A 25,490-nucleotide genomic window follows, 5' to 3' on the forward strand; every position below is an offset into this window, starting at 1 on the left:
TTTCAGGGTCAGGCCAGGCGCGGCTTCAACGTCACCCAGTAGCGGGTGAAGTGCTGCACATCGAGCTGCAGGGTCTCGGCAACGGCCAGGATGATTTTTTCAGTGTTGTCGAGCGGGAAGGTGCCCGAAACGCGCAGGTCGGCCAAGGCCGGATCGCAGGCCAGATGGCCGCGGCGATAGCGGCTCAACTCCTCCAGGAACTCCGCCAGACGCTGACCCTGAGCTACCAGCATGCCTTGGCTCCAAGCCGGTGCCGCGGGCGACACAGCTTGCCGGGTAACGATCTGCTGGTGGTTGAAGCTGACTTGCTCGCCGGCTTTCAGGGCCAGCGGCTGATGCGCGAACAGGGAGGGTTTGAGCGTCAGCGTGCCTTGATAAACGCTCACCTGGGTCAGCCCGGCAAGCTGCCGCACGCTGAACTGCGCCAGGGCTGATTCGAGTCGACCCTTGGCGCTGTCCACCGTCAGCAAGCGACCCTCGGTCAGGCTCTGCTGGGTGATCAGGATCTCGCCACGAAGCAGTTTGATACGCCGGCTGTCACGCGCGAAGGCCACGTTGATGGCGCTGTCCGTGTTGAGCTGGAGGTCGGTGTCGGCGGCCAGCGCGAGGCGTCGTTGCTCACCGACGTTACTGTGGTAATCGGCGCTCCAGTCTTGTACCAGCGCGGTGTCTTTCAGGTACCAGGCGCCAGCACCCGCCGCCAGCAACAGGCTGAGCTGCTTGAGCGCGCTACGCCGCGACGCGGTTGGGCGCAGGGCGGCGCGGGCGAGGGTGCTCTGGCCGGGGCTGCGCATCTCGCTCATGCGCTGGGCGAAGACCTCGGCGCGTCGCCAGGCGTGTTCGTGTGCCGGGTGGGCCTGGCGCCAGGTCATCCAGGCGGCCAGGGTCGCTTCGCTGACGTCGTGCTCTTGCAGTTCGAGCAGCCATTGCATGGCTTGCTCGGCCACCTCGGCCGAGATCTGCGGGGTGGTGGCGCCGTTCATGGCAGGTCCAGGCTGTCGTCGAGCATGATGCACAGCGCTCCCGCCTTGGCGATGTAGCGCTTGACCGTGGTGATGGAAACGTTAAGCCGCGCGGCAATCTCCCCGTGCCCCAGGCCATCTACCTGCGACAACAGGAAGGCCTCGCGCACCGGGCGCTCGAGGCCGTCGAGGGCCGCGTCGAGGACGATCAGTGTTTCCAGCAGTATGGCCTGGGTTTCCAGGCTGGGCGCCACCTGCTCAGGCATCGCCGCGAGCGCCTCGAGGTAGGCGCGCTCAAGTTTTTGCCGACGGTAGTGATTGGACAGCACGCTCTGTGCAACCTTTACCAGAAACGTGCGTGGGGCATGCAGTTGCGGCACCTGCTCTTTGGCCAGCAGCCGCATGAAAGTGTCCTGTGCGAGGTCCGCGGCGCTTTGCGAGCAATTGAGCCGGTGCCGTAGCCAGTTCTTTAGCCAGCTGTGCTGCTGGCGATAGAGCAGGGCCACGTCGCACACACGTGTGTCGGAAGTTGGAAGCATGGGGGTGGATGCACCGGATGAGTAAATATCGCAAACGATAATGCTTATCATATATACAGGCTGGGCGTGGCTGCAATATGCGCGTGCGGGTATGATCTGCGCCCGGTAAGGAGTGCCCCATGGCCAAAGACATCGACAACCCCTGCGTTTCGCTGTGTCAGCTCAACAGCGAGTTGTGCGTGAGCTGTGGCCGCAGCCGCGAAGAGATCCGCAAATGGCGTGGCATGAAGCGCCCCGAAAAGATGGCCACGGTGCAGCGGGCAGCGACCCGGATGAAGGCTATCGTCAAGAAGAACGCCAAGCGCCAGGCGGTCGATTGAGGTGATGGGTGTTAGTAGCGGCCCTTTCGCGGGGCCATCACAACCCCCTCGGTCACCAGTTGCGCCAGGTAAGGCGGGCGATCTTCCACCACCCAGTCAGGCACTTGGGCATGGGCAAGCGCGCTCGTGGCCAGCAGGGGCCAGAGCAGGAGAGGCAGTTTCATTGACGTCCTTGTCGAGCGGGAGGGGCAGTAGGGGCACGACGTATGAGCCATTCAGTGGCTCGCGTTCAATGCATCATTCTTCGCCGGCAACGGTTGCTGGTTGACTGGCTTCGGCCGCCAGCTTCTCGCGGTCTGCTTTGCTGATGTATTTGGGCTTGCTCTTGGGCGCTAACTTGGCACTGGCCTTTTTTGCGTTAGCTTTTAACAACTGATTGATTTTCTTGCGGCGATTCATGTTTTTTGCCTCTTGCAAAGGTTTAGTCGGCGCGAACAACAGCAACCTTCACCCGAGGCGCAAAGATACCAGTGTTCAGGGCGGTCTCCAATTGTGCTACAGGCTAAAAAGGGTTCTTTGCGGATTGTTGGCTGGCTTTGGAATTGGGGGCTTATCCATTTGATGGGGTGCCTTTTCGGGCCCCTTCCGCCCTTACGGCGGGTCACTTGTGCGCCCGGCATGGGCGCCATCCTGGAGGTGCAAGTCCTCCCGCGAGCTGGCCACAGCGAGCGAAGCGAAGCGCAACTGCAGAAGGGCGACCGACTGTGGGGAGGAAGCGTGGAGCATAAACCTTGAGCCGAGGTACACGAATCGCATCTGAGGCGTATTCGGTCAGGGCGAGCAGCCAAGTGCCTGCGAAGCTCTTGTGGCCTAAAGGCCGGATACGTAAATGCGGCGGTTGTGAGGTGAAGGATGGCGTTCTTACCCGGGGAGATCTCGCCTTGTGTCCGAAAGGACGACGGTGTGAGCCGGAGCGAGAAGTCAGCAGAGGTCGTAGTAGCTGTTTAACAGCGAAGGGCCGAACGAGAAGGAAAGTGGTTTGACATGAAGATACAGCCGGCCGTGCAACAGATGCCTGGTAACTCGGGGCGGGAGTCGACGAAGAGGGGTGAATCCCTGGCGCGCGGCTCCAGCGTTGAAGCTGGCTGTCCGCGACATGATCCAAACCCCACAGATGGAGGGCTGCTGCAAGCAGCCCTGACCAGAGAAAATCTATTGCTTGCACTCAAGCGGGTGCGTTCGAACAAAGGTGTTGCAGGTGTAGACGGTCTCACGATCGACGAAACCGTAGAGCACCTGAAAACGGCGTGGCCGCTGATCCGTCGGCAACTGCTGGCGGGTGAATACCGGCCAGCGCCGGTGCGTAGGGTATTGATCCCAAAGCCGGGCGGTGGCGAGCGTAAGCTCGGTATACCGACGGTCACGGACAGGGTCATCCAGCAGGCGCTGCTGCAGGTCCTCCAGCCTTTGCTGGATCCTGGTTTCAGTGAGCACAGCTATGGTTTTCGCCCCGGTCGCAACGCGCACCAAGCTGTTTTGGCCGCGCAGCAACACATCCATTCGGGGTGTGGAATCGTGGTGGACGTGGACCTTGAGCAGTTTTTCGACTGCGTCCAGCATGACTTGCTGATCGCCCGGCTGAGCAGGACGGTGACTGATCGTGGCGTACTGCGCCTGATCCGTGCCTACCTGAACTGCGGGACGCTGATCGGCCAGGACATAGTGGTGGACCGACAGGGGACGCCGCAAGGCGGTCCGCTTTCACCCCTGTTGGCGAACGTGGTGCTGGATGAGGTGGACAAGGAGCTGGAGCGACGGGGTCATCGCTTCGTCAGGTATGCGGATGATGCCAACGTTTACGTTCGAAGCCCCAAAGCCGGCTTGCGGGTGATGGCACTGCTCCGACGCCTTTACGGTCGTCTTGGGCTGCGGGTGAACGAAGGCAAAAGCGCGGTTGGCAGTGCGTTTGGTCGAAAGTTTCTGGGGTACGGCTTCTGGCTGTCAGCGCAAGGCAAGATCAGACGCTGGGCAACAACCAAGGCGTTACAGACCTTCAAACAACGGATCCGGGGGTTGACCAAACGTAATGGTGGTCGAAGTCTGGAGCAGGTGATTGAGGGGTTGAGACCTTACCTACTGGGCTGGAAAGCGTACTTCGGCTTGTCGCAAACCACCGCGATGTGGAGGCGTTTGGACGGGTGGATACGACGAAGGCTCAGGGCGATCCAGCTCAAGCAATGGAGAACCGGCAGAACGATCTATCGTGAAGTGCGCAAGATGGGCGCCAGCCCCAAGTTGGCTGCACAGACTGCGGCGCAGAGCCATAGGGTATGGCATAACAGTGCCGGCCTGATTCATGGCGTACTGACGGTTGCCTGGTTTGACCGGATGGGGTTACCCCGCCTGATCTGATCTGGAGTTCTCGAACCGCCCGGTGCGGACCCGCATGCCGGGTGGTGTGGCAGGGGCGCGGCTAGAGGGCTGCCCCCTATGCCGATTTTTTCTTGGAAAAAAGTAACCAAAAACCGCTTGCTCCTGCATCCGGCCCCTACGCTGCGCTACGGGGTTCCCTCGCTCCGGTCTTGCTCCGGGAGGACCGCGCTGTACGGCCCATCCTGGGCCTCAGCGCTTTCCGGCCATCCATGGCCTCCACCTCCCTACCCAAGACCTCCACTCGGCCTCCTGAAGTCGCTGTTAGATCAAGAGCAAGATCAACAGCCACTGCAACGGCAGGCGAATCGCTGCGCTCTCGCTTTGTTTGTTTACGAGCGGATTTGTGGGGTGGCTGGCAGGGCTGCGCCCTGCGATTTGCGTTACCAGTACCGGCCTCTTCGCGGGGCAAGCCCGCTCCTACAGGATGGGCGCAAATTTTGAACTCGGCGCAAATCCTGTAGGAGCGGGCTTGCCCCGCGAAGAGGCCCGAATATCCACCACACCTGCCACTATCGAAAACAACGCCAGCCCAGACGCCGCCCGTAAATTCGCGACTTCAGGAGCAAGACCGGAGCGAGGGAACCCGTAGCGCAGCGGAGGGCCGGATGCAGAAGCAGGCGGTTTTTGGTTTCTTTTTTCCAAGAAAAAAAGTGACCCGCCGTAATGGCGGAAGGGGCCAGCAGCACAGCCACATCAAATGGAAAAGCCTGCAGTTCCTAAGCCAGCCCGCCAGCAGATAACCGCCCCCAACAATCCGCGAAAAACCAAAAAAAAGAGGCCCGCAAGGGCCCCGTCGAGGAAAAAGGTACGCCTGCTTATTTCGTCTCTAGCGAGCGCGGCGCCATGAAGTACATCCAGATCAGCGCGAGGAAGTACATCGCCGGGATCATCATGAACAGCACCGAATAGTTGTTCTGGGTGGCAGTCAGCACACTGCCGACAATCTGCGTCATGAACATCCCGCCAATCGCCGCGCACATGCTGCCAAAGCCGAATACCGTACTCACCAGATGCTTGGGCGTGTAATCCATCACCAGGCTCCAGATGTTCGCGGTCCAGGCCTGGTGCGCGCCGACCGCCACGGAAATAGCCAGCACCGCGATCCACAAGCCGCTGGCATGCGCAGCGAAGATCACGCTGACCATGGTGCAAGCGAAGATCAGCATCGAGATCAACCGCGCGCGGATGGCGCGCACGCCGCGGCCGATCAGCCAGGAGGAGAGGATGCCGCCGCCGATGCTGCCGAAGTCTGCGGTGAGCCAGATCAGCATCAGCGGAATGCCCATTTGCGTCACGCTGATGCCCAGGTCGTACTGCTGGTTGAGAAACGGCGGCAGCCAATACAGATAGAACCAGAACACCGGCGCGGTGATCGAGTAGGCCACGGCGAACGCCCAGGTGCCACGCCTACGCAGAATGCGGCTGAGGGGGACGCGTGTCGCTTCCGGTTCGGCGTCTTGCTGGATGTAGTCCAGTTCGCTCTGGCGGACCCGCGGGTGGTCTTCAGGGTTGAAGTACTTCAAGCCCCAGAACACCAGCCACACCAGCCCCAGGCAAGCCATGCCGATGAACGCCGCCTGCCAGCCCCAGACGATCAGGATCAGCGGCAACAGCGCTGGGGTAAGCATGGCGCCGACATTGGTACCGGCGTTGAACAACCCGGTTGCGATGGCGCGTTCGCCGGCAGGGAACCACAGGCGCGTGGTCTTCACGCAGGCCGGATAGTTGGCCGCCTCGGTCAGGCCGAGAATGAACCGGCAGACCATGAAACCCGCCGCCGAGGTGGCCAGGCCATGAGCGCCGGTGGCCAGGCTCCAGAGCAATACCGCGACGAAGAAGGCGCGCTTGACGCCCACTCTGTCGATCAATCGGCCCTGCAGGAGGAAGCCTATGGCGTAGCCGACCTGGAACCAGAAGTTGATGTTGGCGTAGTCCATTGCCGTCCAGCCCATCTCCTTGGCCAGGGTCGGCTGCATGATGCCGAGGGCGGCGCGGTCGATGTAGTTCAAGGTGGTGGCGAAGAACACCAGGGCGAGCATGCCCCAGCGGGTCTTGCCAACGGCGAAGGCTCCGCGAAACTTGTCGCCGATGGAGCTGTGGGGCGTTCGGGGTGCGGCGGTGTTGATCCTGAAATCGGTCATATCACTGTCGTTTTATTGAAATTGTTGTAAGGCGCGGTGTTGCGAGATCGCGGCTGTGCCCAAGGCAGGGAAGGGCCCGCAAGACCCGCGCATGGTGCGCAGTGAATGGATGAGCGTCAATTCAGCAGAGGGGCTTTTTGTTCGATCACCGAACGCTAGCGCTCAGCGGGTGGTCAGCAGCGGGCGAGGCGATCCTCTACAGGGACCGCGCTGTAGCCAAGGCATGCACAGGACCTGTGGGAGCGGCCTTGTGTCGCGAAAGGGCTGCAGAGCAGCCCCGGCATTCTCCAGGCATACGCAACTTCAAAAGGCCTTGAGCACTCCCTTCGCACGCAAAGCACGCAGCCCTGCGAAGAGGCCGGCACCGGCTCACACCGTCGGCATCTCGAACCCGGCAATCTCCCGCCCCAGCTTCACCGCATGCGCATGCAGCACGCGCATCAGATGCAGCGACGCCTGCGACGGCGGCTCGAAGCGCGAGTAGACAAAGCTGATATCGAAGTGAATCTCCTCGGCCAGCGGCACCACCTTCAGCCCGCTGCCCTGGGCCACGAACTCATCGATGATGCTGATGCCCATCCCTTGCTTGACCAGCGCCACCGCTTCATTGGCATTGGTAAACGACAGCAGCGATTCCAACTGCGCGCCCTGGCGTTCGATCTCCTGCGCGAGCAATTTGCCAAACGGCATGTCCGGCCTGAACAGCAGCAACGCTTGTCCCTCGAGTTGCTGCAACGACAGCTGCGCCTGCTGCGCCAGCGCATGCTCGGCCGGCATCACCACCACCATGCGCCCGCGCATGAAAGCGCGCGAATGCAGGTGGTCATGCACCAGCGGCAAGGCGGCGATCGACAGGTCGACCTTCTTCGACAGGATCTGATTGGGCATCTCGTTCATCAACGAGGTCTGCCACTCGATGTTCAGTGACGGTGACTCGCGCTTGAGCTGGGCCAGGGCAATCGGGATGACCACGGTCGACAGCGAGGCACTGCACGAAATGCGCAAATTGCGCTGCGAGCCCGACGCCAGCGACAACGCGCACTCATTGACCACCAGCGCCGCCTGGTACACCCGCTCGACCTCACGAAACAGGATCTGCGCCTCGCCCGTCGGCACCAGACGGTTGTTGATGCGCTCGAACAGCCGGTAGCTCAGGCGCCCTTCGATGTAGGCGATCAACTTGCTCACGGCCGGCTGCGAGACGTAAAGCATCTTTGCCGCAGCGCTGATCGAGCCGGTCAGCATGACCGCGCGAAACACTTCCATATGGCGCAGCTTGAACACCATCGCGGTGGACTCGCTGGCGTCTTGGCCGGGGAGCATGAGCATTACCTTTGGTTATGGTCTTTGATATCTGTGTATGAGCATCGGCACCGGGCCCGCAGTATCGTGAGCCTCAGTCAATCGCCCTGGTGGCGAACAATAACAAGATCTGCAAGCAGGCGCAGTGGCGCCTGCCGGGAGTGCCTCGTGAACATCTTTGACGACCCGAAGATCGATTGCCATAACCATTTGTTTGACCCCGCGCGATTTCCCTATCACCCCAACGCACCCTACGCACCGTCCGGCCAGGAAGTCGCCACGCTGGAGCAGTTCGGCGAAGTGATGGACACCTACGGCGTGCGCCAGGCCCTGCTGGTCGGGCCGAACAGCGGCTATCACACCGACAACCGCTGCCTGTTGCACGCGCTGGCCGTAGGTCAGGGGCGCTTTCGCGGCATCGCGGTGGTCGAGCGCGATATCGCCATCGACCAGTTGGCCGCACTGAAAGAGCAGGGCGTGGTCGGTGTGGCGTTCAACCCAGCGCTGTACGGCATCGAGCACATGGACAACGCCGAGGCCAATTTCGGCAAGCTCGCCGAACTCGGCATGTTCGCCCAGATCCAGGTCTGCGAAGACCAACTGTTGCACCTGCAGGGGCTGCTCGATCGCAACCCGGTGCGGGTGCTGGTCGATCATTGCGGTCGCCCGGATGTCAGCGCCGGCCTGCAGCAGCCGGGCTTCCAGGCGCTGCTCAAGCTGGCGCGTTCAGGCCGTGCCAGCGTCAAGCTTTCGGGCATGCAGAAATTTGCCGCGGCTGAGGCTCTTTACGGGCAGAGCGCGGCCTACGTGCACGCCCTGATCGCCGCGTTTGGCCCGGATGCCTGTGTCTGGGGCTCCGATTGGCCGTTCATTCGCCAGCGTTCGCGTGTTGACTACGGCCCGCTGCTGAAACTGGCCGAGCGCCTGATGCCCGACCCTCAGCTGCGCCGAAAGATCATGTGGGACACCCCACGGCGCTTGTTCGGTTTTATCTGACGCTGCTTCGCCCCTGATGACACGCCAATAATAAGAGACCGACGTCATGACCACAGAGCACAAGCTCAGCCTCGGGGTGTACGACACCCCGGCCCAGCAGACAGCCAAGACCCGCACCCGCTTCATGATCCTCGCGCTGATCTCCGGCGGCACCATGATCAACTACCTCGACCGCAGCGTAATGGGCATCGCCGCGCCCAGCATCAGCGCCGACCTCGGCCTCAACGCGGCGATGATGGGCATCATCTTCTCGGCGTTCTCCTGGACCTACGCCGCCGCGCAGATTCCGGGTGGCATTCTTATCGACCGCCTCGGCACCAAATTCACCTACTGGCTGGCGCTGACCCTGTGGTCGTTGTTCACCGGCCTGCAGGGTTTGGCCCAGGGCTTTTTGTCGCTGCTTGGTTTCCGCTTTTTGGTCGGCATCACCGAAGCGCCGTGCTTCCCGACCAACAGCCGCGTGGTCGCGACCTGGTTCCCGCAGAGCGAGCGTGCCCGCGCGACCAGTATCTATACCTTTGCCGAATACATCGGCCTGGCCTTCCTCACGCCGCTGTTGTTCTGGGTGCTGCATGCCTATGGCTGGCGCTTCCTGCTGATGGCCGTCGGCGCGATGGGCATCCTCTATGGGCTGGTCTGGTGGCGCAAATACCACGAGCCGCATCAGTCCACCACTGCCAACCAGGCGGAGCTGGACTATATCGCCGCAGGCGGCGGGGTGGTCGATGGTGGGCAGAAACCCACTGTCTTCCAATGGTCGCAGATCCCGGCGCTGCTCAAACACCGCAACATGCTCGGCATCTGCCTGGGCCAGTTCGCCTGCAACTCGACCAACGTGTTCTTCCTGACCTGGTTCCCCACCTACCTGGTTACCGAGCGGCACATGCCCTGGCTGAAAGTCGGCTGGGTCGCGGTGCTGCCGTTCATCGCAGCCTCACTGGGTACCTTGGTCGGCGGTTGGCTGTCGGACGCCTTGCTGCGCCGCGGCTACTCGTTGAACGTCGCCCGCAAGCTGCCGGTGATTGCCGGCCTGCTCACCGCGTCGGTGATCGTCCTGGCCAACTACGTGGAATCTGACGCGCTGGTCATCGCCATTCTGTGCATCGCCTACTTTGCCCAAGGCATGTCGGCACTGGCCTGGATGATCGTCTCCGATATCGCCCCCAAGGGCCTGCTCGGCTTGAGCGGCGGCCTGTTCAACCTGTTCGCCAACGCCGCCGGCATCGTCACCCCGTTGACCATCGGCATCATCGTCACCGCCACCGGCTCGTTTGTCTGGGCCCTGGCGTTCGTATCAACCATCACTGCGCTTGGTGCACTGTGCTACCTGTTCATGGTCAGCGACCTGCGTCGCCTGCCAGAAATCAACTGTGTCGAAGAAGGAGCAAAACAATGAGCCAGAACCTGCAAGGGCAGACCGCAATCATCACCGGCGGCATGCGCGGCATTGGCCTGGCCATCGCCCGCCGGCTGCATGCGCAAGGCGCTGATATCGTCATCTGGGACCTTGCCGTCGATGGTTGGGACAGTGTCGAAAACGGCTTTGAGCCGGTACTGCGCCAGTCGGTCGATGTCTCCTCGCTGGCATCGGTTGAAGGCGCTTTTGCCGAGGTGCTCGAGCGGGTCGGCCAGGTCGAGATTCTGGTCAACAACGCCGGCATCAATGGCCCGGTGGTGTCGTCCTGGGAGTACCCCACCGACGCGTGGGACAAGGTCATCGCCATCGACCTCAACGGCGTGTTCTATTGCTGTCGCACCGCCATTCCGCACATGCGTGAGCGCGGCTATGGGCGCATCGTCAACATCGCCTCGATGGCGGGCAAGGATGGCGTGCAGTACATCTCGGCGTACTCGGCGGCCAAGGCCGGGGTGATTGCCTTTACCAAGGCGGCCGCCAAGGAGCTGGCGCAGGATGGCGTGTTGCTCAACTGCGTGGCGCCGGCCATGGTCGAGACGCCGTTGATGGCCGAGATGACCCAACAGCACATCGACGCCAGCAAGGCCAAGATCCCCATGGGGCGCTTCCTCAAGGCAGAAGAGGTGGCCAACATGGTCACCTGGATTGCCGGGCCTGAGTGCAGCTTTACCACCGGCTTTGTGTTCGACCTCAGCGGGGGGAGGGCGACCTATTGAAGGGCTTGGGCGTTGCCCATCTGACGGCCCTTGACCTGGAACCGGTGACGCTGGTGCGGCAGGCGGGCCGGGCAGGGTTCGCCTCTGTGGGCCTGCGCCTGCATCCGGTGATGGACGGTGCGCTAGCGTACCCCATGGCCGTGGGCAGCCAGGTGCTGCGCGACCTCAAGGCGGTGATGGCGTGGGAAGGCGTCAGGGTCAGCGACATTGAATTCGTGTCGCTGACGCCCGAGGTGGACGTGGCCGGGTCTGAGCCGCTGCTGGCCTCGGGCGCTGAGCTGGGGGCGGTCAGCCTTACCGTTTCAGGGGATGACGCGCAAACCACGCGGCTGTCGCACAACTTCGCTGCGCTGTGCGAGTTGGCGGGCCGCTATGGGCTGCGGGTGGATCTCGAGTTCATGCGTTGGCGTCAGGTGGGCACGCTGCAGCAGGCGCTGGCGGTGCTGGCGGCGGCGGGGCAGGGCAACAGCAGCGTGCTTGTCGACGCGCTGCACCTGTATCGCTCGGGCGGCGATGCGTCGGCAATTGCACAGGTCGACCCACGGCATCTGCGGGCGGTGCAGTTGTGTGATGCGCCGTTGTTGGCGCCGGCTGAAGCGTTGATCATTCAGGAGGCGCGAGAAGGGCGGCTGTTGCCGGGGCAGGGGGCGTTGCCGTTGGCGCAGTTGTTGGCGGTGATGCCCAGCGACGTGGCGGTGAGTGTGGAGATTCCCTCGTCTCGGTTGCAGGGTGAAGAGCGATTGCAGGCGGCTTATGCAGTGACTCGGGACTGGATGGATCGCGCGGGAGTGAGCGGCTTTTGAGCATGCTTCCTACTTAGTCCTACATGGATTAATCCGATTTTCCCTATTCCATGTAGGGCGTTTCCTAATCATCCTTTTACCGCCTTTGCGCCATTGCGATGGTTATCTGGGCACCCTAGTCTCGGTGGGTCGTTGCCAAATCAACGGCCAGGTCTGCAAGCCTGAGTAACATCGAGTATCGTGCTCACCCTCGAGCCGCTGACGCGTTTTCAGTGGTTGTGCTCAATGGTGGCTGCGTACGGGTGGCCTTCGGGCCAGCCGGGTTTTGACCTCGATGTTCTCCGGTCTTGCAGGCCCGTACGTAGCCGCCACCCATTGCTCTGCAAGTCGTGGGTGTGTGGTTGAACGCACATGAACATTGAGGTGTTACCAATGCGTAAAGTCGTACCCGATCCACCCCATTCCAACCGTTCTCCAAGCCCCCTCGAAGACACCCTCGTCCAAGCCTCTGAGTACGCCATGTGCGCGCTGGCGGTGGCCCATCAATCCGTGACCCTGATGCCCAAGACCCCTGGTTCGATAATGATGTTGACCGTCATGCATGAGCTGGAGGGGGTGCGCTCATTGCTGGAATCAGCGTTGACGCAGGTACAACTCAGAAATGAGCCGCAGAGGCACACGTTGCACTAGGCCCCAGCGCGGACAGCGGTGTTGACTGGGCGGGCCTCTTCGCGGGGCAAGCCCGCTCCTACAGGGTTAGCGCTGAACCTGTAGGAGCGGGCTTGCCCCGCGAAGAGGCCGGCACTGACGCCATCAGGTGTCGCACCCGCTTGGTGCAACTATCCTGCCGTGCACTGAGGCTGTGCATCCAACCGCCTCCAATCCCCTAATACTTAGCCAGCTCACGAGTTGGCCCAGCATTTGCTGTCAAATTGCCATCTGAATGTCGCGGATGGGGATATTTATGTCGCTTGCCAGCAATTCCATGCAGTTGTCCTCTAGCGAACAGCGCTGGTTACCGTGGTTCGGCAAAACCGGAAAACTGAGCCTCGGTTGGTCCTGCTGGCTCAATAAATCGACCTACCCGGTCATCGAGCAAACCTTCGAAGCCATTGCCCAGACCCGCGTGCGGCTGCTGCAAAACTGGGCACGCGAGCAATGGGAGCACCTCGCTGAATTGGCCCATGGCCTGCCCGCCGACCTGGCCAATCTCGACAGCGCAATGCTGATCGACAAGCTCAATCACGCAGAAGACTTTTCTGAAATCTTCGTGGTTGATGCCCGCGCCTCTGTCATCGCCTCCACCTGGAACCGACGCAGTGAGCAGCGTCACGAACACACCGCAGCGCTGGCCGAAGGCATGAAGGCGCCGTTTCTCCACGGCCCGTACCGCGATTCACTGACCTTGCAGATCGGCCCGTCGTCGTCGCGTTTTCACGATGAAGTCACCTTGATGTTCTACCAACCCGTCGAGGTCGACGGCAAAGTCATCGGCTGCCTGTGCGGTCGGGTGCCGAACGATGTGCTCGGCGACCTGATCCAGCGTGAAGCGGGGCACATTTACGCTGAGTCGGGTGACAACTACCTGTTCATGGCGCAATCGCGCTTCGACCAGGCGATCCAGCCGGGCACTGCGCTGTCGCGCTCACGCTTCGAGGATGGCACGTTTACCCATGGCGAAAACCTCAAGAGCGGCGTTAACACGCCCTGGAAAACCGTGCGGATCCAGCGCCATACCGAACTGGAACTGCGCTTCACCGACCCCGCCACCCAGCAACTGCACCCCGGGGTGCGAGAAACCATTCGCTGCGGCTCCAATTTGTTCGTGGCCTATCCCGGTTACTCGGACTACCGGCACATCCCGGTAGTCGGCAAGGGCGTCACCTTCCAGCTGCAGGGCTCACCCGACCGCTGGGGGATGATGTGCGAAGCGGACCTGGAGGAGGTGTACCGCCGGCGTTCACTCAGCCACGGCTTGATGAAGCCGTACGTGGCGATCATGGCCGCGCTGTTCGCCGGCAATTACTTGGTCGGGCACTACGCGGGGCTCAGTCAGGGCGTCAACGATGCGATCCAGGCGTTGAGCATGATCGGCGCCACGGCGCTGTTCGGCCTGCTTGGGCCCAAGCGTCTGGCCGCGCGGTTGAACGGCATGACCAATGTCATCCGGACCATCGCCGAAGGCGAGGGCAACCTGCGCCAGCGCCTGGACACCACGGCCATGGCCAACGACGAAAGCGGTGACATGGGCCGCTGGATCAACAGCTTCATCGACCGCCTCGACGCGGTGGTCGGCCAGGTGGTCAAGGCCAGCCGCACGGTGGGCAGCACCAACCAGATGATGCTCGGGCGCAGCCAGCAAGCCAGCGTCACCTCCACTGAGGTGGCCGAGGCGGTGCACCACATGATGATCATCGTCGAAGACCAACTGGGCGAAATCCAGCAAGCTTCGGCCAGTGCCGAGCAGATGAAGCAGGCCATGGACGAAGTGGTCAGCCGCGCCCGCGAGCAGTTTCTGGCGGTGCAGGAAGGCACCCAGTCGATCCGTGACGTGGTCGAGCGCTCGTCCGCCAGCGTGCAACTGCTCGACAGCCGGATGAGCCAGATCGGCAACATCACTGGGCTGATCAGCGACATCACCAACCAGACCAACCTGCTCGCCCTCAATGCCGCCATTGAGGCGGCCCGCGCGGGTGAACATGGGCGTGGCTTTGCCGTGGTGGCTGACGAGGTGCGTAGCCTGGCTTCGCGCACCTCGCGTGCCGCAGACGACATCCGGCACATGGTCGAAGGCCTGCAAAACGAAACCCAGCAGGCGGTCAGCTTCATGCAGGAAGGGGTCAAGGACGTCGATAACAGCCTGCGCCTGGCCGAGGATGCGTCGTCGGAAAACGTCCAGCTGCACCAGGCGGTGGAAAGCATGTTCGCCATCATCCAGCAACTGAACAAGCGCAGCCTGGATTGCGGCAAGACCATCAGCAAGGTCGACCAGTCTTCCCTGCAGATGAGCCAGACCGTGGTGGTGCTGCAAAGCAGTGCGCAATCGGTGAAGGTCAATACCAACAAGCTGCAAAAACTGGTGGGGCAGTTCGAGGTCAGCAGCACGCTTGAGCGGGTGGCAGCCGCCTGACACTCGGGGGAGGGCGTAGCGGCGGTTCGACTCGACCGCCGCCTTGCCTGTCATCAAGCTTGCTAAGCTGCGGAGGACTCAGGTTAAATGAGAGTCATTACTAAACGCCCCTCCTTGTTCGGTTTACCTCATGTCTCGCGCCGACCCCTCGCTCAACCACGCCGTGCAAACGCTCTACGAGGATCACCATTCCTGGCTGTGCGGCTGGCTGCGCAACAAGCTCGGCTGTGTCGAGCATGCGGCAGACCTGGCTCAGGATACGTTTATCCGGGTTCTGACCCAGCGCAAGGCGGCCGAACTCAGAGAGCCGCGCGCCTACCTCAGCACGGTTGCCCGCAGCCTGATGATCGACATGTTTCGCCGGCGGGCGCTGGAGCAGGCCTACCTGGAGACCCTCGCGGCTCGGCCCGAACCGGTCGAGGTTTCCCCTGAATCGCGTCTGCTGATCATCGAAACCCTGCTGGAAATCGACCGTCTGCTCGACGGCCTTGGCGGGCGCACCCGCGAGGTGTTCCTGATGGCACAACTCGATGGCCTGAGCTACGTGGAGATCGCGCGGCGGCTGGATATCTCGCTGACCACCGTGAAAAAACACGCGGTGCGGGCACTGACCCATTGCCTGCTGCTGGCCGAGGAGTGACCCGTGGCTGTCGCTGAAGCATTGGATCGCGGCATCCTCGAAGCGGCCGCCAGTTGGCATGTCGAGTTGCGCTGCACGCCTGACGAGGCCACGCGTGCGGCCCATCAGAGCTGGCTGCTGAGTGATCCACGTCACCTGCAAGCCTGGCAGCGGCTGGCGCGCCTGCAGGACAAGTTCGAGCAGGTCGGCCCAGGCATCGCCCGGCCGACCTTGAGCAGCGCCAGGGCCAAGCGTCGTGAGGTGCTCAAGCTGATGTCGCTATTGCTCGCGGCAGGTGGCGCAGGGAGCTTGGCCTGGACCGGCGGTGGGCTGCCGAGGCTGCTCGCCGACCAACGCACTGCCGTGGGCGAGCACCGTTCGCTGCGCCTGGACGACGGTAGCCGGTTGCACCTGAACACAGCGACGGCCGTCGATGTCCGCTATGACGACCGTGTGCGATCGCTGAATTTGCTCAGCGGTGAAATCCTTGTGGAGACCGCCCAGGACGGGTTGTCGCGGCCGTTTGTCGTGCACACCGCGCAAGGCAGTATCCGCGCCTTGGGCACGCGCTTTATCGTGCGCAGCGACGCCGATAGCAGTTGGGTATGCGTGCTCGAACACGCCGTCGAGGTGCGTAACCAGTCGCTGGCGCTGTCACGGGTCGAGGCGGGTCAGCAACTGCGCTTCCGTGCAGATCAACTGGGCATGGCGCAAGCCGCCGGCGCCGCCCCCGACGCATGGACGCAGGACATGCTGGTGGTCAACGACTGGCGCCTGGCCGACCTTGTCAGTGAACTGCAGCGCTACCGACCAGGCCATCTGGGCTGCGCTGCGGATGTCGGCGAGCTGCGCCTCTCCGGCGCCTTCCACCTCGGCAACACCGACACTATCCTGGAAAACCTCGCGACCACCTTGCCGATACGCATCCGTCACTTCAGCCGTTTCTGGACGCGCGTCGAAGCCGCTTGAGCGGGTGCAGCATTTTTTTCGCTGAAGGGTTATCGATTTTGATTCTTGTTCGACTTTGTAGGTAGAGGCGCACCAGACGCGCTCAATTACTGCCGCAGGGCGAAAGGAAAACGCATGCTCCCCTCCACGAATTGCCAACCCGTCACTCGCAACCGGTTCACCCTCGCTGCCCAAGGCGGCCTGGCCCGCGCGGTCAATCGCGCCGTGCTGGGCATGGCCCTGGCCACGCCGTTTGCCGCTGTGATGATTGCCCAACCGGCTTTCGCCCAGAACCAAGCCGAAGCCGAGTTCAATATCGCGGCTGGCCCGCTGGACGCGGCCCTCACCCAGTTTGCGGCTGCGGCAGGGGTGACGGTGTCGTTCGAGCCTTCATACGTACGCTCGCTGAATTCACCTGGGCTGCACGGTCGCTACAGCAGCGAGGCTGGCCTGCGCCAGTTGCTTGCTGGCAGCAAGCTGCAGGTCCTGCGCTTGGCCAATGGCAGTTACTCGCTGATGCCGGTGGTCGGTGACGCCTCGACGCTGCAACTCGACAGTACCCGTGTCGACGGGCTCGGCCTTGAGTCAGCCTATGGTCCGGTCTCTGGCTATGTCGCCAACCGCAGCGCGACCGGAACCAAGACCGACACGCCGATTCTGGAAATCCCCCAGGCCATCAACGTGATCACCGCCGATCAGGTCCAGGCGCAGGGCGCGCGCAGCCTGACCGAAGCACTGCGCTACACCCCGGGGCTGGGTACGGGTGGTTTTACCGAGCGCAATGCGATTGCCGATGAGATCACCAGCCGCGGCTTTGCCCCGACCCCGCTGTACCTGGACGGCGCCTACCTGCCGTATGCCGGCAGCCTGGGCGGTGCGCCGCAGATCGATCCGTATACCCTGGAGCGGATCGAGGTACTCAAAGGCCCGTCGTCTGTTCTGTACGGGCAGAACCAGCCCGGTGGCCTGATCAACATGGTCTCCAAGCGCCCGACCCGCGAGCAGCGTAGCCAGGTCAAGCTGGGCGCTGGCAGCTATGACCGGGTCAATGCCGGGATCGACACCAGTGGCCCGCTCGATGAGCAGAAGGTCTTCACCTATCGCCTGATCGGCGTTGCCAACAAAGGCAACGAGCAGGTGGCTCATACCCATAGCGAACGCCTGCTGCTGGCGCCCAGCCTGACCTGGGCACCGAATGAAGACACTTCGCTGACCGTGCTGGCGCAGGTCCAGCGCGATGACGGCCTGGCCGATTATCAAGCACTGCCCATGATCGGCTCGCTCAAGCGTGGCCCCACCGGGCAGAAGATCGACCGCGATTTCTTCGCCGGTGATTCGCACTACAACGATTACAAGCGCGACCAGTACATTTTTGGCTACGACTTCAGCCACCGTTTCAACGACGATCTGGCCATGCGCTCCACCGCGCGATACACCGATGTGCGTGACGACTACAAAGGTTTCTACCTGCGCAGTTTTGTCACTGACGCCGACGTGCCGGCCAACACCCAGGCCAATCGGGTCAAGCTCGACTGGCGCCAGCACAACATCACCTACACCCTTGATAACAACCTTGAGTACAAATTCAATACCGGCGCCCTGCAGCACACGGCACTGGCGGGTGTCGACTACCGCCACTTCAACCGCAAGTACGACGGCTACAACGCATACAACGTGCTGCCGGTTGACCTCTATGGCAAGAACAACTACGACACCAGCAGTGTGACGCCCGAGCTGGATACCCGTTGGGACAACACCATTCGCCAGACGGGTGTCTACCTGCAAGACCAGATCAAGCTGGACAACTGGATCCTGACCGTCGGCGGCCGTCAGGACTGGGCCGAAATCGACAACAAGGATCTGCTCGCCGGCAGCATCGAGTCCAAGCGTGACAGCCAGTTCACCGGTCGTATCGGCCTGACCTACGTGACCGAGTTCGGCCTGGCACCTTACGTCAGTTATTCGCAGTCGTTCCTGCCGACCTTGGGTACCGCTGCGCCTGAGCGTGGCGGCAAGGCATTTGATCCGACCGAGGGCGAGCAGTATGAAGTGGGGGTGAAGTACCAGCCGCTGGAAAAAACCTTGGTCACCGCGTCGGTGTTCCAGATCAAGCAGAAGAACGTCCTGACCGGCGACACGGTGTATCAGCAGTACCAGTCGCAAGGGGGAGAAGTGCGTTCGCGTGGGGTTGAGCTGGAGATCAAATCCAGCATCGACAATGTCGATGTGCTGGGCGCGGCGACTTACATCGATTCGTTCTACACCAAGTCGACTTATGGCGATCAGGGCAATCGCAGTGAAGCGCAAGCGCCGGTATCGGCGACGCTGTGGGTCGATTATCACTTCACCCAGGCGATGCTCAATGGCCTGACCTTTGGCGCAGGTGCACGTTATACCGGGCGCAAGCCGGGCGACGCGGCCAACTCCTTCGACGTGCCGGCTTACGCTGTGTATGACACCACCGTGCGCTACGACCTGGGCAAGCTTGACCCGAGCCTGCGTGGTTTGAACGCCAGCCTGAACGTGCAGAACGTGTTTGACCGTGAGTATGTGTCTGACTGCAACTACTCGTTTGGCTGCTACTACGGCAAGGAACGGGTGGCTTCGGTCGAGATGACCTACGACTGGTAACGCCAGGGCTGGACATCGCGGGTGTATGACACCGGCTTCGCCAGTGTTCGCGGGGCAAGCCCGCTCCTACAGGATCGAGGAAACCGCAGCCCTGTAGGAGCGGGCTTGCCCCGCGAACACCGGCACAGCCGGTGCCATCCATCACGCAGTCCGAACCCTGCGTGCAGCCTCCTGCCGTTCGATAAAATCACTGATGTTGTCGACCGCACTGTCCATCAACTGCTGCATGGCATCTTCACTGCTCCAGGCAATGTGCGGGTTGAGCAGGAAGTCATCGCGATCAATCAACGCGAACAGCGGATTGCTCGGATGCAATGGCTCATGCTCGACCACATCCAGCGCCACCCCACCGAGCCGATCATGCAGCAGTGCATCGATCAACGCGGCTTCATTGACAACCCCGCCACGCCCGGTATTGACCACCACCGCATCCGGCTTCATCAACGCCAGTTGCGCAGCATCGATCAGGTTGTAGGTCTGCGGCGTCAACGGGCAGTTGATCGACAGCACATCGCAACTTTTCAGCAGCTCGGCCAGCGGCCGGCAGTCCGCTCCACGGCGCATACCGCCGCGGTCTTCGAACAGCACCTGCATACCGAACGCGCGCGCCAGATGCGCCAGGCGCAGGGCAATCGGCCCGCTGCCGATGATCGCCAGTTGCTTGTCGCGGACATCGCGGATGCGATGGTTGAAGTAGATGTTCTGGTGCGGCGCCTCGCCGGCATGCACCTGGCGCATCAGTCGGGTAAAGGCTGATGGCCGGCGGAACAGCTCGAGGATCATCGCCAGGCTGTGTTCGGCGACGGTATTGGCGGCATAGCCCGGTACGCTCGACACTTCGATGCCATGCGCTTCGCAGTAGTCGACGTCGACGATGTCGCGACCGGTCAGGGCCAGCGAAATCATCTTCAGCTTGGGCAACTGGCGCAGGTGCTCCTCGCGCAGCGGAACGCTGCAGGTCAGTGCAATGGTTGCGTCCTGCAGGTGCTCCAGCACCTGCTCAGGGTGGGTATAGGCGAACTGCTGCCAACTGTGCGCGCGGGTTGGGCGTTTCATCCGGGTCGAAGGCGCCAGGCCTTCGTCATCGAGAAAGACGATCTGTTCAGTCACGATCAAATCCTTATTTCTTCTGCGCCGGCACGTAGCCGGCAGGGGCCATGGCAACCAGCTGACGGGTCACGAAACCGGCGTCCTGATTGTGGTCCTCGAGGGACTCCTTGCGCACCAGCGCATCACGCACCATGTGCGCACCAAAGAAGCGGAACGGCTCCGGCGGCAGCAGTTTCATGCGCTGGTCGACCAGGCCGCAGTTGGCCCACTCGTCGTTGGCATGCTCGACCAGCGACTTGATGATGCGGCTGGCGAACACGGTGGTGGCGACGCCGTTACCCGAGAAGCCGATGCCGTAGGCGATGTTCTGGTGATGGTCGAGGTAGCCGAAATTCGGCAGGCCTTTCATGGCGCGGTCGATCGGGCCAGTCCAGCTACTGACCACCGGCACGCCGGACAGTTGCGGGTACAGCCGACGCATTTCGGCGGTAACCTTGTCGGCCGCTGGCGAGGGTTTTTCGTAGAGGTTGCCGATGCGCCCGGCGTAGGCGAACTGGCCCAGGGGCTTGCCGAACACCACGCGCCCGTCAGGGGTGTTGCGCCAGTAGTTGAGCACGGTGCGCGAGTCGGTCATGCACTCGCCGCCGCTGAAACCGATGGCGTCCAGTTTGGCCTTGACCGGCGCCGTGGCGACCATGTCGCTGGACATGATCGCGATCATCCGGCGCAGTTCCGGGAAGCGTGCGCCCCAGGCGTTCATCGCCAGCACCACACGTGCGGCACGGATGCTGCCGTTTTGCGTGTGCACCACCGGGTTGGCGCCTTGCTCAAGACGAGTGAGTGGAGTTTTCTCGTAGATTTTCACCCCCAGCTTCAGGGCGACGCGGCGCAGGCCACGGGCGAGCATGGCCGGCTGCACGGTGGCAGCGTTCGGGTCATAGATGCCGCCCAGCACCAGCGGTGAGCCAACCCGGCTCTGCATCGTGTGGCGGTCCATGTCCTGGAACGGATTGACGCCCAGGTTGTGCAGGCCTTCGGTGAGCACCCGCCAGGAGTTCATCTGGCGCTGGTTGGTTGCAGTCCACAGCCAACCGGCCTTGCGGTACTGCGCGTCGATGCCGTGTTCTTCGCAGAAGGTGCCGATCTCGTCGATGGCCGACTCGGCGGCTTCGCAGATGCGCCTGGCTTCGACGTCACCGCAGATGGTCCGCACCGACAGGTACTTGCCCCACCAGTTGGTCGCGATACCGCCGTTGCGGCCACTCGCGCCGGCGCCGCAGCGGTCACGTTCGACGATGACGATGTGCTTCTCGGGGTTAGCCTGTTTCAGGCGGATGGCCGACCACAGGCCAAGAAAACCGCCGCCGACGATGCACACATCGGCTTGAATCGATTCCTGCAGGGCAGGGGCCAGATCGCTGTCCAGGTCTAGCGCCTGGGCATACCAGAATCCACGGTACATAAGGGGTGCCTTCGAGCATGTGTTGTCTTGTGCTCACATCATGGGGAGCGCGCAAGGTTGCGCACTATGATGCGGGGGACAATTGATAGAACAACGCTGCAGCGGGATCACATAAATGAAAAAGCTGCCGGGACGGGTGGTCCGACGGCAGATTTTTTGACAGCAGCAGGTCGCGCAATCAGCGCTGGCCGAAGGCCTGGATCTCGATACGGTAATCGGCGCTGGCCAGGGCGGCGCCGACGCATGCGCGCGCCGGTGGTTGATCACCGACCCAGGCGTCATACACCGCGTTCATCGCGGCAAATTCAGCCATGTCCGCCAGCCAGATCTGCACCCGGGTAAGGTGCCGCTTGTCGGCATCCACCTGGGCCAGCCACTGCTCCAGCTGAGCCAGCACGCAGCGGGTCTGCGCCGCGATGTCGCCCGGCGCCAGGGCGACGATGCCGGACGTCTCGATACGCCCGTCCACCAGCACCAGCTGGCTGGCCCGCGGCCCCGGATTGATACGCTCGATCATCCTGGTCTCCTCAGAACAGTACGTAGGTCTTGCGCAGCGGCTCACGGATATCCCAGACCCCCTCGCAGTTCTCCGGGAACAACACCGCATCCCCCGCACGCAGCTCCACCGGCTCGCCACCGTCCGGGGTGAAGATGCACCAGCCGCTGACGATATGGCTGAACTCGCGGTTTTTCAGGTGGCGACGGAACACCCCCGGGCTGCTTTCCCAGACGCCGATACTGGCGCCCACGGCGTCGTCGGTCTGGGCCTGGCCGGTGGCAGCGACGGCAATCGGTTCACCGATCGGCAAGCGTGCCGGGGCGGTTTCGCCCAAGGGAGAGGCGGCGGCGTTGCGGACGACGGTCAGCACTTGGTTCATGCGGAGTTCCTTGTTCTGGAGGCATTGGGCACATCGGCCGGTACTTTTGCACCGCGTCGGTCGCCGTGCATATAACGGTTAGGACCAGTCATTGCACGTGTGGCCGCCGTCTGCCGGTTTTGCCGTCGGGATAATACAAATTGACCGACCCATACAATTCAGCGGGGCGGCGCAGGGATAGAGTCAATCGCGTTCGGTCATAAATATAAGAAGAGGATCGTATGAGCCATACCGATGAAATTCTCTCGGTGAAGAACATTTTCAAGGTTTTCGGACCCAATCCCGACATGGCCATGAAGATGCTCGACGAGGGGGCGGACAAGGATCAGATTTTCAAGAAAACCGGCCATGTGGTGGGTGTGTTCGATGCCAGTTTTTCGGTAAGACGTGGTGAGATATTCGTCATCATGGGCTTGTCCGGGTCGGGCAAGTCGACCATGGTGCGGCTGTTCAATCGGCTCATCGAACCCACCAGTGGCAGCATCCACCTCAACGGCCGGGAAATCACCGGCCTCAGCGACAAGGCCCTGCTCGATGTGCGCCGCAAGGACATGGGCATGGTTTTCCAGTCCTTTGCCTTGATGCCGCACATGAGCGTGCTGGAGAACAGCGCATTCGGCCTGGAAATCTCTGGCGTCAGTGAGCGCGAGCGGCATGCCCGGGCCAGTCAGGCCCTGGCCCAGGTGGGCTTGGCCGGTCACGAACACAGCTACCCGCACCAGCTGTCCGGAGGCATGCAGCAGCGTGTCGGCCTGGCCCGTGCCTTGGCCAACGACCCGACCATCCTGCTCATGGATGAAGCCTTCTCGGCCCTCGACCCGCTGATTCGCAGCGAGATGCAGGGCGAGCTGATCCGCCTGCAGGCTGAACAGCAGCGCACCATCATCTTCATCTCGCACGACATCGAAGAGGCCGTGCGCATCGGCCATCGTATCGCGATCATGGAGGGCGGCCGCGTGGTGCAGATCGGGACGCCGCTGGAGCTGATCCAGCAGCCGGCCAATGAATACGTGCGCGCCTTCTTCAAGGGCTTCGACGTGTCTCGGGTACTCAAGACCAGTGACATGGCCGTGCAAGACCCGACAACGGTCTGCCAGGTCTGCCGTAGAGAGATGGAACTCGCCGACACCCATCACTGAGCGCCCCGCCCCGAAGAGGTAAGCCACGATGTCCGAATTCAGTCTTCTCGACCCGTTCCAGTCCGCCACCATCCCCTTGGGTGACTGGGTGGAAGCTACCCTGAACTACATGGTGCATAACTTCCGGGATGTGTTCCGGGCGATCCGCTGGCCGATCGATCAGGTGCTCAACGGCATTGAGCTGATCCTGCAGAGCATCCCACCGAGCATCGGTATTCTGCTTTCTTCGCTGCTGGGTTGGCAGTTGGCGGGCAAACGCATGGCGCTGTTGTGCTTCGTCACACTGACCCTGCTCGGCCTGATCGGTGTGTGGTCGGAGTCGATGACCACCTTGGCGCTGGTGCTCACGTCGGTGTTCTTCTGCGCGCTGATCGGTATCCCGCTGGGCATCGTCTGCGCGCGCAGCGACCGCCTGGAGCGGGTGATCAGGCCGGTGCTCGATGCCATGCAGACCTTGCCCGCGTTCGTCTACCTGGTGCCGGTGGTGATGCTGTTCGGCATCGGCAACGTGCCCGGGGTGCTGGTGACCATCGTCTTCGCCTTGCCACCGCTGGTGCGCCTGACCAACCTCGGCATCCGCCAGGTGCCTGAGGACAAGATCGAAGCCGCGCGTGCCTTCGGCTGCACCCCGCGGCAGATGCTCACCCGCGTGCAACTGCCGTTGGCCACGTCGACCATCATGGCCGGCCTCAACCAGACCTTGATGCTGTCGCTGTCGATGGTGGTGATCGCCTCGATGATTTCGGTAGGTGGCCTTGGCCAGATGGTCTTGCGTGGCATTGGTCGCCTGGACATGGGCCTGGCCACCGTCGGCGGTTTCGGCCTGGTGCTACTGGCGATCTTCCTGGATCGGCTGACCCAGGCGATGGGCGCCAGGACCAGCGCCGATCCAAGCCTGCGCTGGTATCACACCGGCCCGCTAGGCGTGCTGCTGCGGCTGTTCGGGGCCAAGCAACCTGCCGGGCGGCGCGAGCCCGCCTGAGTTTCACCGTTTGAATCTGCCGCAATCCACACAATAACCACAAAAGGTACGCGAAGATGTGCGAGTCAACATTCACCCGTCATGTGTTGCGAGGTGCCTCGGCCCTTGCCTTGAGTATGCTCTGCCTGGGCGCCAGCGCCTCGGCGGACCGGCCGGGCGAGGGGGTCAAGATAACCCCGGCGTTCCCTACCGTCGATGAAGAGCGGTTCCGTGGCGAGGTGGCCTTGGCCGGCCTGCGAGAGCTGGGTTACAAGGTGCAGACGGCCAAGGAAACCGAATACGCCACCATGGTCCTGGCGGTCGGCTTTGGCGATGCCGACTTCACCGTCAATGCCTGGGACAAGTTGCACGCCAGCTTCTACCAGAAGGCCGGCGGCGATGAAAACATGGTCAAGACCGGCGACATCTTGCCCGGTGTGCTGCAGGGTTATGTGATCGACAAGAAAACCGCTGATCAATACCACATCAAGTACATCACCGACCTGAAAAAGCCAGAGATCGCCAAGCTGTTCGACACCGACGGTGACGGCAAGGCCGACATGACCGGCTGCAACCCGGGCTGGGGTTGCGAGTTGGTGATCGAGCATCAGATGAAGGCCTATGACCTTACCAACGCGATTCACGTCAATCAGGGTTCGTACTTCGCATTGATGGCCGACACCATCAGCCGCTTCAAGGAAGGCAAGCCGGTGTTTTATTACACCTGGGCACCGCAGTGGGTTGCCGGGGTGCTGGTCGAAGGGCGTGACGTGGTCTGGCTGGAGGTGCCCAAGACCGACCTGCCGGGCGGCGACAACACGGTCGACACCCTCTATCAAGGCAAGAACCTTGGTTTTGCCTTGGACAAGGTCCAGGCGCTGGTCAACCGTGACTTTGCTGCGAAGAACCCGGCGGCTGTGAAGTTTCTCTCGCTGATGCAGATACCGGCGGCGGACGAGAGCGCGCAGAACCTGAAGATGCAGCAAGGGGAGAAGTCCGCTGCGGATATCCAGCGGCATGCCAAGGCCTGGATCGCCGCCCATCAGCAGCAGTTCGATGGTTGGGTGAGTGCAGCGCGCGCGGCGGCGGTCCAGGCCAGCAACTGAACTGACCACCGCACTGCCGCTCCTACAGGGTTTAGCTAATCAATCCCAATCACCACA

The 25,490-nt window shown here is 62.2% G+C and carries 24 protein-coding genes; 14 read left to right on the forward strand and 10 right to left on the reverse strand.

Annotated features, from left to right (window positions below):
• Window positions 1-8 precede the first annotated feature (8 nt).
• Both J3B00_RS12920 and J3B00_RS12925 read right to left on the reverse strand, forming a co-directional pair.
• Window positions 9-983, reverse strand: coding sequence for a FecR family protein (locus J3B00_RS12920; protein WP_209867878.1), 975 nt, complete (start codon window positions 981-983; stop codon window positions 9-11).
• Window positions 980-1,501 (reverse strand): sigma-70 family RNA polymerase sigma factor, encoded by a 522-nt coding sequence (locus J3B00_RS12925; protein WP_209867879.1) that lies wholly within the window; start codon window positions 1,499-1,501, stop codon window positions 980-982. Before J3B00_RS12925 ends, J3B00_RS12920 begins: the two co-directional genes overlap by 4 nt.
• Before the next feature lie 119 nt (window positions 1,502-1,620).
• On the opposite strand from J3B00_RS12925, the gene J3B00_RS12930 reads away from it, so the two are divergent.
• Complete coding sequence (locus J3B00_RS12930) at window positions 1,621-1,821, forward strand: DUF1289 domain-containing protein (protein ID WP_209867880.1); 201 nt, start codon at window positions 1,621-1,623, stop codon at window positions 1,819-1,821.
• Window positions 1,822-1,832: 11 nt separating this feature from the next.
• Here the strand turns inward: J3B00_RS12930 and J3B00_RS12935 are convergent, their stop codons facing one another.
• A complete protein-coding gene (locus tag J3B00_RS12935) occupies window positions 1,833-1,985 on the reverse strand; it encodes a hypothetical protein (protein ID WP_209867881.1) in 153 nt (50 codons plus the stop codon).
• A gap of 73 nt (window positions 1,986-2,058) precedes the next feature.
• Complete coding sequence (locus J3B00_RS12940) at window positions 2,059-2,220, reverse strand: DUF2986 domain-containing protein (protein ID WP_209867882.1); 162 nt, start codon at window positions 2,218-2,220, stop codon at window positions 2,059-2,061.
• Window positions 2,221-2,805: 585 nt separating this feature from the next.
• Between J3B00_RS12940 and ltrA the strand changes: the two genes are divergently transcribed.
• The gene (gene ltrA / locus J3B00_RS12945) at window positions 2,806-4,173 is read left to right on the forward strand and encodes a group II intron reverse transcriptase/maturase (RefSeq protein ID WP_209864306.1); all 1,368 of its coding nucleotides are present in this window, start codon (window positions 2,806-2,808) and stop codon (window positions 4,171-4,173) included.
• A gap of 836 nt (window positions 4,174-5,009) precedes the next feature.
• Here the strand turns inward: ltrA and J3B00_RS12950 are convergent.
• Together J3B00_RS12950 and J3B00_RS12955 are read right to left on the reverse strand one after the other, a co-directional pair.
• The gene (locus tag J3B00_RS12950) at window positions 5,010-6,335 is read right to left on the reverse strand and encodes an MFS transporter (RefSeq protein ID WP_209867883.1); all 1,326 of its coding nucleotides are present in this window, start codon (window positions 6,333-6,335) and stop codon (window positions 5,010-5,012) included.
• A gap of 369 nt (window positions 6,336-6,704) precedes the next feature.
• Window positions 6,705-7,658 carry a LysR family transcriptional regulator gene (locus J3B00_RS12955; protein ID WP_209867884.1) on the reverse strand — a complete coding sequence of 318 codons (954 nt, stop codon included), beginning with the start codon at window positions 7,656-7,658 and terminating at the stop codon, window positions 6,705-6,707.
• A 147-nt stretch (window positions 7,659-7,805) separates the two neighbouring features.
• Between J3B00_RS12955 and J3B00_RS12960 the strand changes: the two genes are divergently transcribed.
• The 9 genes from J3B00_RS12960 to J3B00_RS12995 all read left to right on the forward strand — a co-directional run bounded on the left by J3B00_RS12960 (window position 7,806) and on the right by J3B00_RS12995 (window position 18,837).
• On the forward strand, window positions 7,806-8,633 hold the full coding sequence (locus tag J3B00_RS12960; RefSeq protein ID WP_209867885.1) for an amidohydrolase family protein: 828 nt from the start codon (window positions 7,806-7,808) through the stop codon (window positions 8,631-8,633).
• Between the two features lie 46 nt (window positions 8,634-8,679).
• Window positions 8,680-10,029, forward strand: a complete 1,350-nt coding sequence (locus J3B00_RS12965; protein WP_209867886.1) for an MFS transporter — start codon at window positions 8,680-8,682, stop codon at window positions 10,027-10,029.
• Window positions 10,026-10,766, forward strand: a complete 741-nt coding sequence (locus J3B00_RS12970) for an SDR family NAD(P)-dependent oxidoreductase (RefSeq protein WP_209867887.1) — start codon at window positions 10,026-10,028, stop codon at window positions 10,764-10,766. The genes J3B00_RS12965 and J3B00_RS12970 overlap by 4 nt, the downstream gene beginning before the upstream one ends.
• On the forward strand, window positions 10,763-11,569 hold the full coding sequence (locus J3B00_RS12975; protein WP_209867888.1) for a TIM barrel protein: 807 nt from the start codon (window positions 10,763-10,765) through the stop codon (window positions 11,567-11,569). Before J3B00_RS12970 ends, J3B00_RS12975 begins: the two co-directional genes overlap by 4 nt.
• 372 nt (window positions 11,570-11,941) lie before the next feature.
• A complete protein-coding gene (locus J3B00_RS26595) occupies window positions 11,942-12,199 on the forward strand; it encodes a hypothetical protein (protein ID WP_245362544.1) in 258 nt (85 codons plus the stop codon).
• Between the two features lie 274 nt (window positions 12,200-12,473).
• Complete coding sequence (locus J3B00_RS12980; protein ID WP_209867889.1) at window positions 12,474-14,639, forward strand: methyl-accepting chemotaxis protein; 2,166 nt, start codon at window positions 12,474-12,476, stop codon at window positions 14,637-14,639.
• 130 nt (window positions 14,640-14,769) lie between these two features.
• Complete coding sequence (locus J3B00_RS12985) at window positions 14,770-15,279, forward strand: sigma-70 family RNA polymerase sigma factor (protein ID WP_209867890.1); 510 nt, start codon at window positions 14,770-14,772, stop codon at window positions 15,277-15,279.
• A 3-nt stretch (window positions 15,280-15,282) separates the two neighbouring features.
• A complete protein-coding gene (locus J3B00_RS12990) occupies window positions 15,283-16,227 on the forward strand; it encodes a FecR domain-containing protein (protein WP_209867891.1) in 945 nt (314 codons plus the stop codon).
• 213 nt (window positions 16,228-16,440) lie between these two features.
• The gene (locus J3B00_RS12995) at window positions 16,441-18,837 is read left to right on the forward strand and encodes a TonB-dependent siderophore receptor (protein WP_245362795.1); all 2,397 of its coding nucleotides are present in this window, start codon (window positions 16,441-16,443) and stop codon (window positions 18,835-18,837) included.
• A gap of 141 nt (window positions 18,838-18,978) precedes the next feature.
• On the opposite strand, the gene J3B00_RS13000 is transcribed toward J3B00_RS12995, so the two are convergent.
• From J3B00_RS13000 to J3B00_RS13015, 4 genes are all read right to left on the reverse strand, one after another.
• The gene (locus tag J3B00_RS13000) at window positions 18,979-19,947 is read right to left on the reverse strand and encodes an NAD(P)-dependent oxidoreductase (RefSeq protein WP_209867893.1); all 969 of its coding nucleotides are present in this window, start codon (window positions 19,945-19,947) and stop codon (window positions 18,979-18,981) included.
• A 10-nt stretch (window positions 19,948-19,957) separates the two neighbouring features.
• Window positions 19,958-21,349 (reverse strand): FAD-binding oxidoreductase, encoded by a 1,392-nt coding sequence (locus tag J3B00_RS13005; protein ID WP_209867894.1) that lies wholly within the window; start codon window positions 21,347-21,349, stop codon window positions 19,958-19,960.
• A 178-nt stretch (window positions 21,350-21,527) separates the two neighbouring features.
• Window positions 21,528-21,866, reverse strand: a complete 339-nt coding sequence (locus tag J3B00_RS13010; protein WP_209867895.1) for a RidA family protein — start codon at window positions 21,864-21,866, stop codon at window positions 21,528-21,530.
• A 10-nt stretch (window positions 21,867-21,876) separates the two neighbouring features.
• Window positions 21,877-22,227: a cupin domain-containing protein gene (locus J3B00_RS13015; protein ID WP_209867896.1), complete on the reverse strand. Its 351-nt coding sequence runs from the start codon at window positions 22,225-22,227 to the stop codon at window positions 21,877-21,879.
• A gap of 221 nt (window positions 22,228-22,448) precedes the next feature.
• On the opposite strand from J3B00_RS13015, the gene J3B00_RS13020 reads away from it, so the two are divergent.
• Genes J3B00_RS13020 through proX form a run of 3 tightly spaced genes read left to right on the forward strand, consistent with a single transcriptional unit; the run spans window position 22,449 to window position 25,433 of the window.
• Window positions 22,449-23,366, forward strand: coding sequence for a glycine betaine/L-proline ABC transporter ATP-binding protein (locus J3B00_RS13020; RefSeq protein ID WP_209867897.1), 918 nt, complete (start codon window positions 22,449-22,451; stop codon window positions 23,364-23,366).
• 28 nt (window positions 23,367-23,394) lie between these two features.
• Window positions 23,395-24,348 carry a glycine betaine/L-proline ABC transporter permease ProW gene (gene proW, locus J3B00_RS13025; RefSeq protein ID WP_209867898.1) on the forward strand — a complete coding sequence of 318 codons (954 nt, stop codon included), beginning with the start codon at window positions 23,395-23,397 and terminating at the stop codon, window positions 24,346-24,348.
• Between the two features lie 56 nt (window positions 24,349-24,404).
• Window positions 24,405-25,433 carry a glycine betaine/L-proline ABC transporter substrate-binding protein ProX gene (proX, locus tag J3B00_RS13030; protein ID WP_209867899.1) on the forward strand — a complete coding sequence of 343 codons (1,029 nt, stop codon included), beginning with the start codon at window positions 24,405-24,407 and terminating at the stop codon, window positions 25,431-25,433.
• The last annotated feature ends 57 nt before the right edge of the window (window positions 25,434-25,490 follow it).

Source organism: Pseudomonas sp. BP8 (genome assembly GCF_017875955.1).
In the GTDB taxonomy this organism is placed as follows: Bacteria; Pseudomonadota; Gammaproteobacteria; order Pseudomonadales; family Pseudomonadaceae; genus Aquipseudomonas.